This window comes from Actinoplanes sp. HUAS TT8 (assembly GCF_051380535.1).
Taxonomy (GTDB): Bacteria; Actinomycetota; Actinomycetes; order Mycobacteriales; family Micromonosporaceae; genus Actinoplanes.
Genome location: NZ_CP195646.1, coordinates 1,057,382 through 1,074,668, shown reverse-complemented (window position 1 = coordinate 1,074,668; position 17,287 = coordinate 1,057,382). Strand labels below are relative to the sequence as shown.

Genomic DNA, 17,287 nt, shown 5'->3' with positions numbered 1-17,287 from the left:
TTGTTCACATATATAGGCTTACGCACCATTAGTCTCGTAAGGATTCCGTTCCGACACCCCGCGAGGACCGCCATGCGACGCTGGTTTCCCCTGCTGGTCACGACGATTCTGCTGACCGGTACGCCGATGGCGGCGCGCGCGTCGGAGGTCACCTCGGTCGCCTACTGGCCCATGAACGAGCCGGCCGGGGCCACCGTGATGTCCGACAGCAGCGGGAACGGACTTGACGGACAGATCGGTGACGAGGTCGGCGCCGGGGTCACCGCTCAGGGCTCGACCGGGTACCGGTTCGACCGGCTCGAACCGGACACTCCGCCACCCCACCCCGGCCATCTGGTCGTGGTTCCGGACGATCCGGCCCTGAATCCCGGCGATCGGGACTTCGCGGTGACGCTGCGGCTGCGCACCACCGGCCACTTCGGCAACATCATCCAGAAAGGCCAGTCCACGACCGAGGGCGGCAACTTCAAGCTGCAGATCCCGAACGGGAAGGTGCAGTGCTCGTTCCGCGGCGATCACGGGGTACTGGAGGCCGACGCGCCGTACGCGATCAACGACGGGGACTGGCACGTGGTCACCTGTGTCCGGGTGAGCACCGGGGTCGCGCTGGCCATCGACGGGCAGCGGGTGGCCGGGCGGCAGGGCTGGACCGGCACCATCCGCAACAACTGGCCCTTGACCATCGGCGGGAAGCTCGACTGCGACCAGCGGACGGTGGGCTGCGACTACTACGCGGGGGACATCGACTACACCGAGATCAACTCCGCTTGAGATTCACCTTACGTTCATCTGAAAGTCATCTATATTCCATCGGCACTCACTCAACATTTTGCCGTCCGGACCCCGTCTTTGAGGGTGGAAACACCTTCACTGAACGGGGACCCCCTTGGCTACGACCGGTAAGCGACGACGCACGCCCCGCTGGGCCCTCTGGACAGCGATCCTGGGGGCGGTTCTGCTGGTGGCCGGCGGTGGCGGAGCGATCGGCCTGAAGGTGACGCTGCAGGCGGCCACCAAGTCGATCGACCAGGTCGACCTCATCGGCCCGGCCGAGCCGCACCCCACGGAAAAGGTCGACACCAGTCTCAACGGGGCGAAGAACATTCTGCTCGTCGGCATCGACCAGCGCCCCGACCAGACCAACGGTGAGCCGCTGCGCTCCGACTCGATCATCCTGCTGCACATCAACAAGGACCACAGCAGCGGTTACATGATCTCGCTGCCGCGCGACAGCTACGTGACCATCCCGGCCTACGACAACGGCAAGCAGAGCCGGAACTCCGGCAAGGACAAGATCAACGCCGCTTTCGCGTACGGGACCTGGGGCCTCACCGGGGACAAGGCGCTGCAGCACGGCTTCGAGCTGCTCACCATGACGATCAAGGAGCTCACCGGGATCACCCCGGACGCCGGCGCGATCATCGACTTCCAGGGCTTCCGCGACGTGGTCAACGTGCTCGGCAAGGTCTGTATGTATGTCGACACCACGACCACCTCGATCCACCTGGGCAAGACCAAGGACGGCAAGACGGCCAAGCCGTTCGTGATCAACAAGACGGGCACGGTCAACCACGCGATCAGCGGCGTGAAGCCGAACGTCTACACCAAGGGCAACCACTGCTTCAACCCGAGCCAGGCGCTCGACTTCGTGCGGCAGCGCGACCTGCTGGAGGACCACTCGCTGGACTACGGGCGTCAGCGGCACCAGCAGCAGTTCTTCAAGGCGATCATCAACCAGGCGATCAAGGACGGGCTGGACTCGCCGACCAAGCTGCCGAAGATCCTCGGCGCGTTCGGCAAGGCGATGACCGTGGACAAGCGCGGGCACGAGCTCATCGACTGGGCGCTGGCCATGCGCAACCTCAAGCCGGAGAAGCTGGTCACCATCAAGACCAACGAGGGCCGGCTGAACTCGGCGACCATCGACGGGAAGAGCGTCGAGAAGCTGAGTGACGACACGATGGACCTGCTGAAGTCGATCAAGAAGGACGAGATCGACAACTTCCTGCTGAGTCACCCGAAGTTCGTGTCGACCAACTGACGTCGCCCGTGGTGCGGAAAGGCCGGCTCGCGGTTGCGCGGGCCGGCCTTTTCCTTCAGGTCAGCGGAAGCCGCGGGCCAGGCGGTGGTAGGCCTGGTTCCAGCGGACCTCCTTGGCGAACTGCCGGGTCGTGGTCTCCGAGTCGATGAGCAGCAACTCGGTGCCCACCATGTCGGCCAGGTCGGCCAACTCCTCGGCGCCGACCGCCGACGAGAGCACGGTGTGGTGCGGGCCCCCCGCGGTCAGCCAGCACTCGGCCGAGGTGGACAGTGACGGCGCCGGCTTCCAGACCGCCCGCGCGACCGGCAGCTTCGGCAGCGGCTCGGTCGGCGGCACGACCTCGATCTCGTTGGCCACCAGGCGGAACCGCTCCCCCAGGTCGGCCAGGCCGAGCACGATCGCCTTACCCGGGGCGGCGTCGAAGACCAGGCGGACCGGGTCCTCCCGGCCGCCGATGCCGAGCGGGTGGATCTCCAGCTTCGGCGTCGACGCGGCGATCGACGGGCACACCTCCAGCATGTGCGCACCCAGGATGACCTCGTTGCCCGGAGTCAGGTCGTAGGTGTAGTCCTCCATGAAGGAGGTGCCACCGCCCGGGACCATCGCCTTCAGCGTGTGGACCAGGACCGACGTCTTCCAGTCGCCCTCGCCGCCGAAGCCGTACCCGTCGGCCATCAGCCGTTGCACGGCCAGGCCGGGCAGCTGCCGCAGACCCCCGAGGTCCTCGAAGTTGCTGGTGAACGCCTTGAAGCCGCCCTCGGTCAGGAACTGGCGGAGTCCGATCTCGATCCTCGCGCCGTAGCGGAGGGAGTCACGGCGTTCGTTGAGCAGCGGCTCCGAGATCTCGTAGACGTCGGAGTACTCCACGACCAGCTTGTCGATCTCGGTGTCGGTCACTTGATCAACCACGGCGACCAGATCATTGACGCCGTACGTGTTGACCGAGACGCCGAACCGCAGCTGCGCCTCGACCTTGTCCCCCTCGGTGACCGCCACGTCCCGCATGTTGTCGCCGAAGCGGGCCAGCTTGAGCGACCGCATCGCCGCATACCCGCGGGCCGCCCGAACCCAGGTCGCGATCCGCGCGACCACGGCCGGGTTGCTGACGTGCCCGGCCACCGTCTTGCGGGGCACGCCGAGCCGGGCCTCGATGAACCCGAACTCACGGTCGCCGTGCGCGGCCTGGTTCAGGTTCATGAAGTCCATGTCGATCTCGGACCAGGGCAGGGCCACGTTGTGCTGCGTGTGCAGGTGCAGCAGCGGCGCCCGCAGCGCGTCCAGGCCGGCGATCCACATCTTGGCCGGTGAGAACGTGTGCATCCAGGTGATCACGCCGAGGACGCCCGGGGTGGACGACGCCCGGCGGCACACGTCCAGGATCTGCTCCGGGCTGGTCAGCACCGGCTGCCAGACCACGTCCGCGTCCAGGCTCCTGTTCAAGGAGTCCGCGATCTCCTTGGACTGCGCCGCGACCTGGTCCAGGGTCTCCGGACCGTACAGCCCCTGACTGCCGGTCAGGAACCAGATTTCCCCGTTGCTCATCGTGCCCTCCGCGTGACCAGTCGCTGCAGAACAATGAAGCCGAACAGCAGGACGCCGACGACGATCCGGGTCCACGCCGAGTTCAGGTCACCCTGGAAGTTGATGATCGTGCCGATCATGCCGTAGACCAGCACGCCGAGCAGGCTTCCGATGACGTATCCGGAGCCGCCAGTGAGCAGGATGCCACCGATGACACAGGAGGCGATCGCGTCCAGCTCGGTGCCGCTGCCCTGCAGCGCGTGCCCCGACGTGGAGTTGATCGTGTAGAGCACGCCGCCGAGCGCGGCGCAGAACCCGCTGACGGTGTAGACGGCGATCCGGGTACGGGCCACCGGCAGACCCATCAGCAGGGCCGAGTCGGCGCTGCCGCCGATCGCGTAGACGTTGCGGCCGAACCGGGTCCAGGCCAGGATCGCGGCCGCGATGAGCACGGCCGAGACCGCCACGATCGCGGTCGGGGTGGTTTTGGTGTGCTCGCCGAGCGGGATGCGCATGTCCGAGAGCGTCGTCCAGAGCTTGTCCCGGATCGGGATCGACTCCTGGTTGATGAACAGCGCCAGGCCCCGGGCCAGGAACAGCCCGGCCAGGGTGGCGATGAACGGCTCCACCTTGAAGTAGTGGATGGCCGCGCCCATCCCGGCGCCGAGCAGCGCGCCCAGGAGCAGCACCAGCGGCAGCACCACCAGCGGCGGCCAGCCGCCCTGCAACAGGGTGGCGGTGAGCGTGGTGGTGAGCGAGATGACCGCGCCGACCGACAGGTCGATGCCGCCGGTCAGGATCACGAAGGTCATCCCGACCGCGACCACCAGCAGCACCGCGTTGTCCCGGAACAGGTTGACCACGACGCTGGGCTGGTCGAAGTTGCGGTAGTTGGCGACACCGCTGATGTACATGGCGATCAGCAGCGCCAGGGTGGCCAGGATCGGGATGTACTTGGTGTTCGGCCGGTAGACGCGGCGGCGCGGGTTGACCGCCGTCCCCTTCTCGTCGGCGGCCGGCGGCGTGGCGTCGATGGTGGTCATGCGGGAACCTCCGCCCGGGCGGGACGCGGCTTGAGGCGGCCGAAGACCTTCTCCCGGAAGGTCGCGGACTGGGACAGGCAGAGCACCACGACGACGACCGCCTTGAAGAGCATCGTCGCGTCGGACGGGACGCCGACGCTGACCACGGTGACCTGCAGGGTCTGGATCAGGACGGCGCCGAGCACGGTGCCCAGGATCGAGAAGCGGCCACCGATCAGCGCGGTCCCGCCGATCACGACGGCCAGGATGGCGTCGAGCTCGATCAGGTTGCCGGCGTAGATGCTGTCCGCGCTCTTGATGTTGGCGCTGTAGATCAGGCCGGCCAGACCGGAGAAGGCACCGGAGACGACGTACACCATGATCGTGAGACGCCGGGCCCGGATGCCGGCCAGCCGGCTGGCGCTCGGGCTGCCGCCGACCGATTCGAGCAGCAGGCCGAGTGCGGTCCTGCGGGTCAGCACGGTGATCAGGGCGACCGCGGCCATGGCGATCAGGAACGCGACCGGCAGGGTGAGGAAGAAGCCGGTGGCGATCGTCGCGTACGGGCTGGACTGCACGTTGATGATCTGCCCGTCGGTGACCAACTGGGCCAGACCACGCCCGGCCACCATCAGGATCAGGGTCGCGATGATCGGTTGAATGCCGACGATCGCGACCAGCGACCCGTTCCACAATCCGAGTGCGGCCGAGACGGCGATCGCGATCGCCATGATCAGCAGCACCGAGCCGACCGCGTTCTGGTCGCCCAGGTCCCGGATCAGCAGGCAGGCCACCGCGCCGGAGATCGCCATCACCGAGCCGACCGACAGGTCGATGCCGCCGGTCGAGATGACCAGGGTCATGCCGAGCGCGACCAGGACCAGCGGCGCGCTGCCCCGGAGGATGTCGATGAGCGTCCCGAAGAGGTGCCCGTCCTTCAGGGTGACGAACTGGTTGGACGTGAACACGTTGACGATCAGCAGCGCCAACAGGATGGCGGCCGGCCAGAACAGCCGGTTCTTGAGGATGCTCATGAGGTTGCTCCGCTGGCGATGGTCTGCATGATGCGTTCGGCGTCGACCCCGGCGCTGTTGTCCAGCTCCTCGACCAGGCGACGATCCCGCAGGACCGCGATCTTGTGGCTGAGCCGGAGCACCTCCTCCAGCTCGGCGCTGACGAAGAGCACCGCCATGCCGCCGTCGGAGAGCTCGGCGACCAGCTTCTGGATCTCGGCCTTGGCGCCGACGTCGATGCCGCGGGTCGGCTCGTCGATGATGAGCAGCCGCGGCTCGGTGATCAGCCAGCGGGCCAGCAGGACCTTCTGCTGGTTGCCGCCGGACAGGTTGCGCACCGGGCGCTCCGGGTCGGCCGGGCGGATGGACAGCGCCTTGATGTACTTGTCGACGATCTCGTCCTGCTTGCGGCGCGGGATCGGGCGGGTCCAGCCGCGGGAGGCCTGCAGCGCCAGGATGATGTTCTCCCGGACACTGAGGTCGCCGATGATGCCCTCGGTGCGGCGGTTCTCCGAGGAGAAGGCGATCCCCCGCTTCATCGCCACCTGTGGATCACGCAGCGAGACCGGCTTGCCGTCGATGCTCAGCTCACCCTGGTCGGCCTTGTCCGCGCCGAAGAGCAGGCGGGCCAGCTCGGTGCGGCCCGAACCGAGCAGCCCGGCCAGGCCGACGACCTCGCCCTGGTGGATGGTCAGGTCGAACGGGGCGATCGCGCCCGTCCGGCCCACACCCTTGGCCTGCAGGATCGGTTCGGCGGCGGCCGATTTCGTACGGGATCGCAGTGCCTTGTCCTCAAGGCCCTCCAGCGTGGCCAGTTCTTTGCCGATCATCTTCTCGACGAGCTGGACCTGAGGCAGCTCAGCCGTCCGGTACTCACCGATCAGCTGGCCGTTGCGCAGCACGGTGAGCCGGTCGGAGATCTCGTAGATCTGGTCGAGGAAGTGCGACACGAACAGGATCGCCACCCCGTCGGCCTTGAGCCGGCGCATGACCCGGAACAGCTGCTCCACCTCGGAGGCGTCCAGGCTGGAGGTCGGCTCGTCCAGGATCAGGACGTGGGCCTTGATGTCGATCGCGCGGGCGATCGCCACCATCTGCTGGATGGCCAGCGAGTAGGTGCTCAGCGGTTCGGACACGTCGATGTCCAGGTCGAGCCGCTTGAGCAGCTCGGCCGCCCGCTTGCGCATCACGCCCCAGCGGATCTTGCCGAACGTCCGCGGCTCCCGGCCGATGAAGATGTTCTCCGCGACCGTCAGGTTGGTGCAGAGGTTGACCTCCTGGTACACGGTGCTGATGCCGGCCTTCTGGGCGGCGAGCGGGCCGGCGATCCGGACCACCTCGCCGTTGAGCCGGATGTCGCCGCCGTCGATCTCGTAGACGCCGGTGAGCACCTTGATCAGGGTTGACTTGCCGGCGCCGTTCTCGCCCATGAGGGCGTGCACCTCGCCGGGGAACAAACGGAAGTCGACGCCGTCCAGGGCGACGACGCCGGGGAATACCTTGCGAATGCCGGTCATCTCGAGGACCGGGTTTGTGGCGGGTTCGCCCATCATGAACTCCGTTCCGCGCGGTGCGGACCACCCCGGGCTGCCGGGGTGGTCCGCACCTGCTCAACTCAGTACTTGCGGTCCGGCAGAGCGGCCTTGGCCTGCTCCTGGGTGAACGTGGTCTCCACGGTGAGGATCCGAGGGTCGACCGCCTCGCCGGCCTTGACCTTCTTGGCCAGGTCCATCAGCTGCGGGCCGAGGAGCGGGCTGCACTCCACGATGTAGTTGATCTTGCCCTCGGACAGGGCGGTCATGCCGTCCTTGACCGCGTCGACGGTGATGATCTTGATGTCGACGCCGGGCTTCTTGCCGGCCGCCTCGATCGCCTCGATGGCACCCAGGCCCATGTCGTCGTTGTGGGCGTAGAGCACGTCGATCTTCGGCGTGGACTGGAGGATGCCCTCCATCACCGTCTTGCCCTCGGCCCGGGTGAAGTTACCGGACTGCGACTTGACGATCTTGATGTTCGGGTTGGCCGCGATGGCGTCGGCGAAGCCCTTCTGCCGGTCGATCGCCGGCGCCGCGCCGACCGTGCCCTGCAGCTCGACGACGTTGACCGGGTCGGTCTTGCCCTCGTACTGCTTGACCAGCCAGTCGCCGGCCTCCTTGCCCTCCTTGACGAAGTCGGAGCCGAGGAACGTCTTGTAGAGCGACTTGTCCTGCGAGTCCACCGCGCGGTCGGTCAGGATCACCGGGATGTCGGCGTCCTTGGCCTCCTTGAGCACGGCGTCCCACCCCGAGGTGACCACCGGCGAGAACGCGATGACGTCGACCTTCTGGGTGATGAAGCTGCGGATCGCCTCGATCTGCTTCTCCTGCTTGCCCTGAGCATCGGAGAACTTCAACTCGTATCCGGCGGCCGCGGCCGCGTCCTGGATCGACTTGGTGTTGGCCGTACGCCAACCGCTCTCCGCACCGACCTGAGAGAAGCCGAGGACGAGCTTGCCGTCCCCCGAGCTACCCGAGCCGGAGTCCTTGTCGCCGCCACAACCGGCGAGTGCCGACACGGCCAGCAGGCCCGTCAGCGCCGCCGCCATCATCTTCACGCGCACCATAACCTCCAGAAACTTGTTACCGTTAACAAACCGACCAGCGACAGGCGCGCATAGGCCTGCACCGGGGAGATCTTCGAACCGCTGCGACCGGCGTCACAGCTTGCGTTTCGTGAGTGTTACCGTTCTCATCGTGCTCGTCAAGAGATCAGGATCGTTGTTTCAGGCAGATTGCAAGAAGTCCGATGTCACGCGCGGCCACCACGCGGTTACCTGGTAGACATCGTCCAATGCCGACCTCAGACCCCGCGCCGGACACCGAACCGGCTGCCCAGACGCCCTTTGCCGTCTCCCGGCCGCGATCCGGCAAGGAGCGGGGAAGCGTCATGCGCGACGTCGCCAAGCTGGCCGGGGTCTCCCACCAAACGGTCTCGCGGGTCATCAACGACCATCCCAACGTTCGGGCCGAGACCCGCGAGCGCGTGCTCGCCGCGATGCGCTCACTCAACTACCGCCGCAACCTGGCCGCCCGGACCCTGGCCACCCGCGAGTCGCGCACCCTCGGCATCATCGGCTTCGAGACCACCCTCTTCGGACCCGAATCGATGCTCTACGGCATCGAGAGCGCCGCCCGCGCCGCCGGATACCTGGTCAGCGTCGCCACCGTGCGCGAACTCGCCCACCGCCCGGTCCTCGAAGCGGTCGACCGGCTGGCCCAGCACGACGTCGACGGCATCATCGCGATCGCCCCCAAACCCGCGGTGGCCAATGCCCTCACCCACGCCCCGGCCGGCCTGACCTGTGTCGCGGTCGGTGGCGCCGGTTCCGGATCAGATCCATTTCCGACGGTACGGGTGGACAACGCCACCGGCGCCCGCCTCGCCACCCAGCACCTGCTCGACCTCGGGCACGCCACCGTGCACCACGCGGCCGGCCCGCCGGACTGGCCGGAAGCCCAGGCCCGGGTCGACGGATGGCGCGAAACCCTCTACGCCGCCGGGGCCGTCGTACCGCCGATCTCCCCCGGCTGGTGGGACGCCGCGGCCGGCTACGAACAGGGCCGGCGCCTCGCCGCCGACCACGCGGTCACCGCGATCTTCTGCGCCAACGACCGGATCGCGCTGGGCGTGCTGCGGGCGCTGCACGAGGCCGGGCGCCGGGTGCCGGACGACGTCAGCGTCGTCGGCTTCGACGACATGCCGGACTCCGGATACTTCCTGCCGCCACTGACCACCATGCACCAGGACTTCGGAGAACTGGGACGGCGGGCACTGTCACTGCTGCTGCACCACATGTCGCGGGAGGACGGGATCGCGCCGCCGTCGAGCGTCCTGGTCGTACCCGAAGTGGTACTGCGGGCCAGCACCGGGCCGGCGCGCGGGTGAGGTGAGGGCCACTCACCCTGAACGGTGAATGAACCCGCACCTCAGGCTTCACGCCCGTTACAGTCCGAGGGGTGTTCGACGGCGACACACGGTCAACTTCCCGCGGGAGTTCCTGCCGGCGGGTCGATCGTTCGCGCCGTCCGCCCGTGGCGCGGCTCGATTATCTGCTGGTCAAGCGGCTTTTTCTTCGCTGTCGTCGCGGCTGTGGCCGAGCCGGGGCCGGCTTACCCACAGCTGCCGGATGTTTGCGGCCGTCACGCCTGGCGCTGGTCGGTGTGGCGCGCGCTGGCCGTTGTGGCACTGGTTGCTGTCGCGTGGGCCGGCGTGGCACCGGCCGCCCTCCCGAAACGGAAATTTCATGATATTTGCTGTGTGCTGGAACTGTCGCTGAAAGGACAGGTGAGCAGAATGGGATCGGATTCCGGCCTCTTCGGAGGTCTTCCCGGATGGCTACGCCGCCGGAACCCCCGCCTCTCCGGAACCCTGCACATCCGTGACGCCCTCGGCCACGACATGACGATCCCCCTGCGCGGCCGGGCCGCCGTGCTCACCACCGGCGGCACCGGCCTGACCGGCCACGGCGAAGTCTGGGCGGTCCACACCGACCCGGACGCCACGGTGGTCAGCCTGATGATCATCTATGGCCACACCGAGTCCCCGGACGACCGCGAGTCCGGCCTCTGCCCGGCCGGCGCCACCGTCACCCTGTCCGGCGCCAGCTTCACCTGGCACTGCCCGACAACGGCCGCGGCCACACCGTCCACGGTCGAGATCCCGCACCCCCGCACCGGCGAGAGCACTGCGGCCACACCCCGGGGGCCCGGCAACAGCGCCCCGTCAGCCGGCCGTGACCCCGGGCCGATCCGGAACAGTCGCACGCCACGGCCCCGGGCGGCACCCAACGCCCACCCGGCAACCCCCAACCTCCGCCAGCGGGTCCAGGCCATCGTCCGCGACATCACCCATCCCCCACGCCACTGACCCAGCCCTTCCCCCCGCGCCACTGACCCGGCCCTTCCCCCACGCCGCTGAGCCAGTCCGCCCACCAAGCCCCTCCCCTCACGGGTCCGCGCCCCCTCACCCCGGCCAGCACCGGCCCCGGCACTCGGGGCTGGCACTCGGGGCTGGCACCTGAAAGTGGCGCCCGCGTCGGGAGTGGCTCGTGCTCGTGGCTGCGTCAAACGTCGGCGATACCGGGCCAACTTCGATGCGCGGGCCGCCGGCATTGGCGGGGCGGGCGGATGGGCGCTGGGCGGGCACCGCACTGGGCGGGCACCGCACTGGGCGGCCACCGCACTGGGTGGCCGCTGTCTAGCTCGGGTGGCCGAGGGTGGCGATCAGGCGGCGGTAGGTTTCGAAGGCCGGCTTCGGGGTGTAGTCGGAGCGGAGCAGTCCGAGTTGGAAGACCGGGTTCGGATTGTCGGAGTCGGCGTCGCGCAGGGCGAAATGTTCGTACGCGCAGATGTTCAAGATTTTTGAATGCTCGTCGATGATGCCGACGACCAGTTCGAGCACCTCGGCCTGCCGCTCGTAGGGGCGTTCCGGGCCGGTGGCCCAGCCGTGCTCGGTGATGTGCAGCGGGACCGAGTCCGGGATCCCGGCCGCGGCCAGGCTCTGCGTGCGGAAACCGGTGAGGGCGCCGGCGACGATCGCGGGCAGCCGGGCGGGCGGGAGCGGACTGAAGACGTCCGGGAAGAAGTCCAGGCCGACGTAGTCGAGCGCCTCCCGGAACTCGTCGCCACCGCGGCGGCCGAGGTCGGTCCAGAACTCCTGCTCCGGGGTGAAGTCGAGGGTCGAGTTGCAGCCGATCCGCACGTCCAGGCCGAGTCGCCGGGCCTCGCGTTTGGCCTCGATCACGCCGGTGACCAGCGCCTCCCGGACCGCCGGGGAACGCCCGTCGCCGCCCGGACCGGCATGGTTGGCCTCCTCGGTGACCTGCAGTGACGCCATCCGTGGGCCATGTGTGCGGAGTTGTTCGCGGAGGAAGTGGAGCCAGCCGGTGAGGTCGTGGCCGGGTTCGCGGAAACAGGCGACGAGGTCGAGGCGGCGGCCCGCGGTCGCGTACTGACAGGGATCGGGCGGCGCCTCGACCATCCGCGCAGCCCGGGCCGGCGCGGACTCCGAGGGCGGCCGGGGTGACGCCGCCCCGTCGGTTTGCGGGCCGCGCGGCGACCCCGACGACGCCGGGGGCTGGGCATTTTCGGTCAGGCGGCGGTACGTGGCGTCGTCGTAGTGGACGTAACCCCGTACGAGCAAGGGGTGAAGCGCGTCAAGCGCGATCTTGATCTTTTCGGGGTCCTCGGGCGGGCCTTGGGTGACGTTGTCGTCGTCGGTGACACCGAGGCCGCCCGGGTAGATGCCGAAGGTGAGCGTCATGGCCCGAGCATAGGCATAATTTTGGTGTCACACCAATTTTTGAGTGACGCTATGATCCGGGCGTGGGATTGCGCGAGGAGAAGAAGCAGGCCACGCGGGCCGCGATCGCGGACGCGGCGCTCGGGTTGTTCCTGGAGCGGGGGTTCGACCGGGTGACCGTGGCCGATGTCGCGCGGCTGGTCCGGGTCTCGGTGAACACGGTTTTCAACTACTTCCCGACCAAGGAGGACCTTTTCTTCGACCGGCAGGAGGAGGTGGTCCAGCGGCTACCGTCGGCGGTCCGGGCGCGTGCGGAGACCGAGTCGGCCGTGGCGGCGGTGCGACGGGCTTTCCTGGCCGAGATCGATCAGGGCGAGGCGACGCTCGGGCTGCATTCGGGAATGGCGGCGTTCTGGCGGGTGGTCGACGAGAGCGCGGCATTACAGGCACGACTGCGTCACATGCGGGATCGGACCGAAGAGGTTCTGGCCGAGACGCTGCGGAAGGAGACCGGTGCGGACGCGGACGACCCCATGCCGCGCATCGCCGCCGCGATGCTGACCGCGACGGATTCCGCACTGCACGCGGGAATCCGGCGACGCGTTCTCGAAGGACAGAATCCCGATTCGGTACGGGCGGAAACGCGCCGCACGGCCGAGATCGCATTCGACGCGCTGTCCGGCGGCCTCACGGCGTACGCCCGGAGAAGTGACCCGGAAAGGTGACGGGCCGGCAGGGGAAGTCTGCCGGCCCGGGCGATGCTCCCAGCCACGCCCGGGCCGGCGGGCCACGCGTTTCTCCACCACACTCAGCGATGGCGGAGCAACAGCGGCCCGAGAGGGCCCGCCCGATGACACATCACGTACTGTTCGGTGCCGATCGTTCGCTGCCGCGACGATCGGCTACGGATGCGCCCTGGACGGGTCGACTCGACGGCACCGGATTCGTGTGAATCAGGCGCCGTTCTTACGAGGTCAGGACTTGGTGGCGCCGGGATTTCCGTAATAGGCGCCCGGGCCGTGCTTGCGCTTGAAGTGACGCTCCTGCAAATGGCGCGGGGTGAACGCGTCCGGATTCAACGCCAGGGTCTTGATCGCCATCTCGGCGACGGCCTCGACGATGATCGCGTGCTCGACCGATTTCTTCGGGCCGGCGCCCCAGGTGAACGGGCCATGATTGGCGACCAGCGCGCCCGGCATCCCGGCCGCGGCCTCGTCGTCACCGATCAGCTCGATGATCACCTGACCGGTATTGAACTCGTAGTCGGTCGCGCACTCCTCGGGGGTGAGCCCGCGGGTCACCGGCACCGGGCCGTTGAACGTGTCCGCGTGCGTCGTGCCGAGGACCGGAATGTCCCGGTTGGCCTGGGCGAACGCGACCGCGTTGGTCGAGTGCGTGTGGGTGATGCCGCCGATCGAGGGCCAGGCCAGGTAGAACGCGCGGTGCGACTCGGTGTCGACCGAGGGGCGCAGGTCGCCGCCGAGCACCTTGCCGGTCTCCAGGTCGACCGGGACGAGCATGTCGGGCGTGAGGTCGTCGTAGGAGACGCCGGACGGCTTGATCAGGAAGTAGCCGCCGTCGCGATCCACGCCGCTGACGTTGCCCCAGGTGAGCTGCGCGAGCCCGGCTTTCGGGATCACCTGGTTGGCCAGCCAGACGTCCTGGCGCAGGGCTTCCGACCCGATCGTCACTTCGCCGCCCATCCTTCACTCGAAATGTTAGCGCTCACCATACTTGATCCCAAGCTCCGACGTCATGCTGGAGCTTGCCACTTGTGAGCGCAAACACCAAGACCCGCGCGTGCGGATCCACCAGCGCGAACGCCGAGCTCAGCGTAGTCCGGCGACCGCCGCGTAGACCTGCTCCCGCAGAGTCTCGGGCAACGGCGCGTACCCCGCCGCGCCGGCCGCCGCCTGCCCCTGCGGACTCGCCGCGTAGGCCAGGAAGCCGCGCGCCACCGCGGACGCCCCCGACCGGCAGACCACCTCATAGGTAACCTGCACGAGCGGGTACGCACCACCGTACAAGTCGTCGTAATTCAGGTCGAGCCGCAGGTCGTCGCCGGACGACGGTTTCGCCGCGGCCACCGCATCGGCCGCCGCCGCATCGGTCGGCGCCACGAAGTCACCGCGCGAGTCGCCGACCCGGGCCGTGGTCAGCTCGTTGACCCGCGCATAGGAGGCCTCGACGTAACCGATCGCCCCGTCCGTCCGGGCGATCGCCGAGGCCAGCCGATCACTTCCGGTCACCGCGACACCGCCCGGGGCGGGCCAGGCGCTGGCCGCCGGGTAGGGCCAGTCCGCCTTCGCGGTCCCGGCCAGGAACCGGGTGAAATTGTTGGTGGTGCCCGAGTTGTCCTGGCGATGGACGGCCTGGATCCGGGTGGCCGGCAACACCACGTTCGGATTGTCGGCGGCGATCGCCTTGTCGTTCCAGACGGTGATCCCGCCGTTGAAGATCTTGGCGATGGTGGCCGGTGCGAGCCGCAGGTCACCGACGCCGGCCACGTTGAAGGCGAGCGCGATCGGGCCGATCACCATCGGCAGGTGCACGGCCGGGGCGCCACCGCACCGAGTCGCCGCGGCGGCCTGATCGGCGTCGCCGAGCGCGGCATCGGTGCCGGCGAAATCGCCCGTGCCGGTCAGGAACGACCGCACGCCGGCGCCGGAACCGACGCTCGCATAGGCCACCGCCGCCTGGGCACAGGCGATCTGATACTGCTTGATCCACTCGTTGACCGCGTTGGCCTGCGCCGACGAACCCTGACCGGCCGCCGAGCCGGACGCGCACGCGACCGGGCCGGCCTTCTTCTCCGGCTCGTCGCAGGCGGTGAGGACCAGGAGCGCGGCGATCGCGACGGCCGCCGTGAGCTTCTTCATCGCAACCCTCTCAGCGGTATTCGGCCAGGCGGCGGCGCACGCCGATCGGAACCAGCAGGATGATCAACCCGAGGACCACGATCGGGATGACGACCCAGCCTCGCAGCGTGCGTTCCGCACCGCTGAGGGCACGATCAAAACCCTGCTTGCGTACGTCGGTGACGGTGCCCACCGCGGCGTCGAAGTAGGCGAAGTCGAACGCCGCGTCGCCGCGCCGGATACCGGTCAGCGCTTCCACAGCCGCGTCGGAACGCCCGGTGTCGGCCAGGGACACCACCTTCTCGTGGTCCCGCCGGTAGGCCTGCCAGCGCTGGAGCGCCTCGGGGCCGGCGAGATCATCGATGCCCGGGCCGCAACTGCCCGACATCAGGCAGGCCGACTTGGCGGTGAAATCGTCCTTGTAGAACGCCAGGTTCGCGCTGACCAGGTAACGACTGGTGTCGGCGGCGGCGTCGTAGCCGACCGCGCGCAGCCGGGACAGCGCCAGATAGGGGTTCAGGTCGTCGGAGCGGGCGCTGGACATCCGCCCGGCCTGACTGCCCAGCACGATCATCGAGGCGAAGACCAGCACCAGGCTGAGGGCGGTGGCCGCGAGCAGCGCCGGATTCCACGAGCGGCGGAACCGGCGGGCCATCCAGACCTGCAGGAACACCAGGAGCAACAGGAGGGCACCGCCGAACAGGACGGCCAGGGTGTAGCCGGTGGACTCGCTCGCGCGTTTGTCGGCATAGGCCTGGTCGAGCCGGGTCGTCGCGGCGTCGCGCAGCTGCTGGGCGGCCGGGAGAAGGCGCAGGTGCAGGACGTTGGTGGCCTGGGTGTAGTAGCCGAGGGCGTCCGGGGGGAGCTTGCCGGCGCTGCCCTGTCCGGTGGCAGCCGTTTGGCCCGGGGCTGTTTGACCCGCTGCCGGTTGGCCCGCCGCGGGTTGGCTCGCTGGCGTTTGGCCTGCCGCCGGTTGGCTCGCTGGCGTTTGGCCTGCCGCCGGTTGGCTCGCTGCCGTTTGGCCTGCCGCCGGTTGGCTCGCTGCGGTGCCCTGGCCGTTGGTTTTGCCGGCCGCGGTGATCGTCTGGCCGACGCGCTGGTGGTAGACGGCCAGGCCGTCGAGCAGGTCGAGCGCGACCGCCCGCTCCGACTCCCCCGCCGCGGTCGTCAGCGAACGCTGAAGGTCGGCGTCGACCTGGCGGGAACGCGCCTGATACTGCCCCTGCGCGTCGACCCGGGTGCCGGCCAGCGCGTCCGAGTCACCGGTCAGCAGCAGCCGGGTGACCTGGGCGTCCATGTCACTGAGGGCGAAGTAGAGATCGGCCGCGGTGGCCGCCTGGGGCGCCGCCTCCCGGCCGATGATCCGGACCTGGTCCTGCACGCGGGCCATCACCAGACTCGTCGCCACGAGCAGGGCGGTGGCCGCCAGGACCACCAGCGCCGACCACAGACGAAGGCGGGCGGGCGTTTCGTTCCGGACCAGGTTACGGGCGGTGGTTCTGGTCGCTTCCATGACCGCTGGCACGCCGCCACGGTAATCCATTCCCGCAATTCTGAAAGCATCGCGTTCACCGTTAACCCGACGTTTCCCGAATAGACATTTCCGCAGGTAGACGATTTGCGCTGATCATTCCTTCACGTCCGCGGAATTGATTTCTAGAGCGGCTCGCTCAACGCCGCGAAGATGACCGGATCATGCGCGGAGAGCAGCGTCAGATCGGGCTCGGCGCGCTGGTGGAGGGCCGCGAGACGGGCGTGGTTGGCCCGGACCAGCGCCCGGTCGTAGGCGACACCGAACTCGGCCAGACGCAGGCCGAGCGGCACACGGTCGCCGGTCAGGGTGCCGCGGTGGTAGAACGCGTCACCGCAGTGCAGCAGCCAGCGCGAGCCGGCGTCGACCGCCACGCAGGCGTGACCACGCGTATGGCCCGGCAGCGGGACCAGCACGAAGCCGGGACCGATCTCGGTCAGCTCCCGCGCCGCGGCGAAGCCACGCCAGCTCTCCCCGCCCGGGCCGTGCTCGACCACGTCGGGGCCGTGCGACCACTGCACGCTGCGGAAACGGCGCCGCTCGCCACGGGTCGGGGCGCGCAGGGCGCCGTCGGCCTCGGCGGCGGTGACGTGGACCCGGGCGTGCGGGAAGTCGGCCAGCCCACCGATGTGATCCAGGTCGAAGTGGGTCACGATCACATGCCGTACGTCGGAAGGGTGAAAACCCAACCGCTGGACCTGGGCCACGGCGGTCTCCTCCCGGTCCAACGCCGGGCGTAACACATGTCGCGGCGGGCCGAGCCGGGTCTTCGGATCGGCCACGTCGGCCAGGCCGAACCCGGTGTCGACGAGCACCAGACCCGCGTCGCTCTCGGCCAGCAGCACGTGGCAGACCAGGTCGCCGCCCGGCGCTCGCATGGTGCCGCAGTTGAGGTGGTGGATCCGCATGTCGCCCTCCCCGATTCGTCGGTGCCAGCGAAGGTACGCCGCGGCACCGACAAAAAGCGATCCGGCCGAAGGCGGCCCGGGATCCGGCCGGATCCCGGCTTGACTCGGCCCCTG

Annotated in this window: 15 protein-coding genes; 5 read left to right on the top strand and 10 right to left on the bottom strand. The window is 68.8% G+C overall.

The features are described 5' to 3' along the window. Positions 1-72: 72 nt before the first annotated feature. Positions 73-771 carry a laminin G domain-containing protein gene (locus tag ACSHV8_RS04720; protein WP_436529733.1) on the top strand — a complete coding sequence of 233 codons (699 nt, stop codon included), beginning with the start codon at positions 73-75 and terminating at the stop codon, positions 769-771. A 115-nt stretch (positions 772-886) separates the two neighbouring features. Further along, the gene (locus tag ACSHV8_RS04715; protein WP_436529731.1) at positions 887-2,041 is read left to right on the top strand and encodes an LCP family protein; all 1,155 of its coding nucleotides are present in this window, start codon (positions 887-889) and stop codon (positions 2,039-2,041) included. Positions 2,042-2,101: 60 nt separating this feature from the next. Here ACSHV8_RS04715 and araA read toward each other — a convergent pair whose 3' ends face one another. The 5 genes from araA to ACSHV8_RS04690 form a co-directional block, all read right to left on the bottom strand. Then, complete coding sequence (gene araA, locus ACSHV8_RS04710; protein ID WP_436529729.1) at positions 2,102-3,583, bottom strand: L-arabinose isomerase; 1,482 nt, start codon at positions 3,581-3,583, stop codon at positions 2,102-2,104. Continuing rightward, positions 3,580-4,605 (bottom strand): galactofuranose ABC transporter, permease protein YjfF, encoded by a 1,026-nt coding sequence (gene yjfF, locus ACSHV8_RS04705; protein ID WP_436529727.1) that lies wholly within the window; start codon positions 4,603-4,605, stop codon positions 3,580-3,582. Before yjfF ends, araA begins: the two co-directional genes overlap by 4 nt. Continuing rightward, positions 4,602-5,618, bottom strand: coding sequence for an ABC transporter permease (locus ACSHV8_RS04700; RefSeq protein ID WP_436529725.1), 1,017 nt, complete (start codon positions 5,616-5,618; stop codon positions 4,602-4,604). The genes yjfF and ACSHV8_RS04700 overlap by 4 nt, the downstream gene beginning before the upstream one ends. Then, positions 5,615-7,147: a sugar ABC transporter ATP-binding protein gene (locus ACSHV8_RS04695; RefSeq protein WP_436529723.1), complete on the bottom strand. Its 1,533-nt coding sequence runs from the start codon at positions 7,145-7,147 to the stop codon at positions 5,615-5,617. The genes ACSHV8_RS04700 and ACSHV8_RS04695 overlap by 4 nt, the downstream gene beginning before the upstream one ends. Before the next feature lie 65 nt (positions 7,148-7,212). Then, positions 7,213-8,199 carry an ABC transporter substrate-binding protein gene (locus ACSHV8_RS04690; RefSeq protein WP_436529721.1) on the bottom strand — a complete coding sequence of 329 codons (987 nt, stop codon included), beginning with the start codon at positions 8,197-8,199 and terminating at the stop codon, positions 7,213-7,215. Between the two features lie 323 nt (positions 8,200-8,522). Between ACSHV8_RS04690 and ACSHV8_RS04685 the strand changes: the two genes are divergently transcribed. Together ACSHV8_RS04685 and ACSHV8_RS04680 are read left to right on the top strand one after the other, a co-directional pair. Continuing rightward, positions 8,523-9,521, top strand: coding sequence for a LacI family DNA-binding transcriptional regulator (locus tag ACSHV8_RS04685; protein ID WP_436529719.1), 999 nt, complete (start codon positions 8,523-8,525; stop codon positions 9,519-9,521). 408 nt (positions 9,522-9,929) lie between these two features. After that, entirely contained in the window at positions 9,930-10,502 is a 573-nt protein-coding gene (locus ACSHV8_RS04680; protein WP_436529718.1) for a hypothetical protein, read from the top strand. A 330-nt stretch (positions 10,503-10,832) separates the two neighbouring features. Here ACSHV8_RS04680 and ACSHV8_RS04675 read toward each other — a convergent pair whose 3' ends face one another. Next, positions 10,833-11,897, bottom strand: coding sequence for a hypothetical protein (locus ACSHV8_RS04675; protein ID WP_436529716.1), 1,065 nt, complete (start codon positions 11,895-11,897; stop codon positions 10,833-10,835). A 62-nt stretch (positions 11,898-11,959) separates the two neighbouring features. Between ACSHV8_RS04675 and ACSHV8_RS04670 the strand changes: the two genes are divergently transcribed. Beyond that, the gene (locus ACSHV8_RS04670; protein ID WP_436529714.1) at positions 11,960-12,601 is read left to right on the top strand and encodes a TetR/AcrR family transcriptional regulator; all 642 of its coding nucleotides are present in this window, start codon (positions 11,960-11,962) and stop codon (positions 12,599-12,601) included. Between the two features lie 249 nt (positions 12,602-12,850). On the opposite strand, the gene araD is transcribed toward ACSHV8_RS04670, so the two are convergent. The 4 genes from araD to ACSHV8_RS04650 form a co-directional block, all read right to left on the bottom strand. Beyond that, complete coding sequence (gene araD, locus ACSHV8_RS04665) at positions 12,851-13,567, bottom strand: L-ribulose-5-phosphate 4-epimerase AraD (RefSeq protein ID WP_436529712.1); 717 nt, start codon at positions 13,565-13,567, stop codon at positions 12,851-12,853. 138 nt (positions 13,568-13,705) lie between these two features. Further along, complete coding sequence (gene pstS, locus ACSHV8_RS04660) at positions 13,706-14,755, bottom strand: phosphate ABC transporter substrate-binding protein PstS (RefSeq protein WP_436529711.1); 1,050 nt, start codon at positions 14,753-14,755, stop codon at positions 13,706-13,708. Positions 14,756-14,765: 10 nt separating this feature from the next. Then, a complete protein-coding gene (locus tag ACSHV8_RS04655; protein WP_436529709.1) occupies positions 14,766-16,259 on the bottom strand; it encodes a hypothetical protein in 1,494 nt (497 codons plus the stop codon). A 131-nt stretch (positions 16,260-16,390) separates the two neighbouring features. Beyond that, positions 16,391-17,173 carry an MBL fold metallo-hydrolase gene (locus ACSHV8_RS04650; RefSeq protein WP_436529708.1) on the bottom strand — a complete coding sequence of 261 codons (783 nt, stop codon included), beginning with the start codon at positions 17,171-17,173 and terminating at the stop codon, positions 16,391-16,393. Positions 17,174-17,287: the final 114 nt, after the last annotated feature.

What these genes read in the sequence shown, in the direction of transcription:
- araA (WP_436529729.1), bottom strand. Translation starts at nt 3,583, where the DNA reads ATGAGCAACGGGGAAATCTGGTTCCTGACCGGCAGTCAGGGGCTGTAC.
- ACSHV8_RS04680 (WP_436529718.1), top strand. Translation starts at nt 9,930, where the DNA reads ATGGGATCGGATTCCGGCCTCTTCGGAGGTCTTCCCGGATGGCTACGC.
- ACSHV8_RS04700 (WP_436529725.1), bottom strand. Translation starts at nt 5,618, where the DNA reads ATGAGCATCCTCAAGAACCGGCTGTTCTGGCCGGCCGCCATCCTGTTG.
- ACSHV8_RS04695 (WP_436529723.1), bottom strand. Translation starts at nt 7,147, where the DNA reads ATGGGCGAACCCGCCACAAACCCGGTCCTCGAGATGACCGGCATTCGC.
- yjfF (WP_436529727.1), bottom strand. Translation starts at nt 4,605, where the DNA reads ATGACCACCATCGACGCCACGCCGCCGGCCGCCGACGAGAAGGGGACG.
- ACSHV8_RS04675 (WP_436529716.1), bottom strand. Translation starts at nt 11,897, where the DNA reads ATGACGCTCACCTTCGGCATCTACCCGGGCGGCCTCGGTGTCACCGAC.
- ACSHV8_RS04650 (WP_436529708.1), bottom strand. Translation starts at nt 17,173, where the DNA reads ATGCGGATCCACCACCTCAACTGCGGCACCATGCGAGCGCCGGGCGGC.
- ACSHV8_RS04720 (WP_436529733.1), top strand. Translation starts at nt 73, where the DNA reads ATGCGACGCTGGTTTCCCCTGCTGGTCACGACGATTCTGCTGACCGGT.
- ACSHV8_RS04685 (WP_436529719.1), top strand. Translation starts at nt 8,523, where the DNA reads ATGCGCGACGTCGCCAAGCTGGCCGGGGTCTCCCACCAAACGGTCTCG.
- pstS (WP_436529711.1), bottom strand. Translation starts at nt 14,755, where the DNA reads ATGAAGAAGCTCACGGCGGCCGTCGCGATCGCCGCGCTCCTGGTCCTC.
- ACSHV8_RS04690 (WP_436529721.1), bottom strand. Translation starts at nt 8,199, where the DNA reads ATGGTGCGCGTGAAGATGATGGCGGCGGCGCTGACGGGCCTGCTGGCC.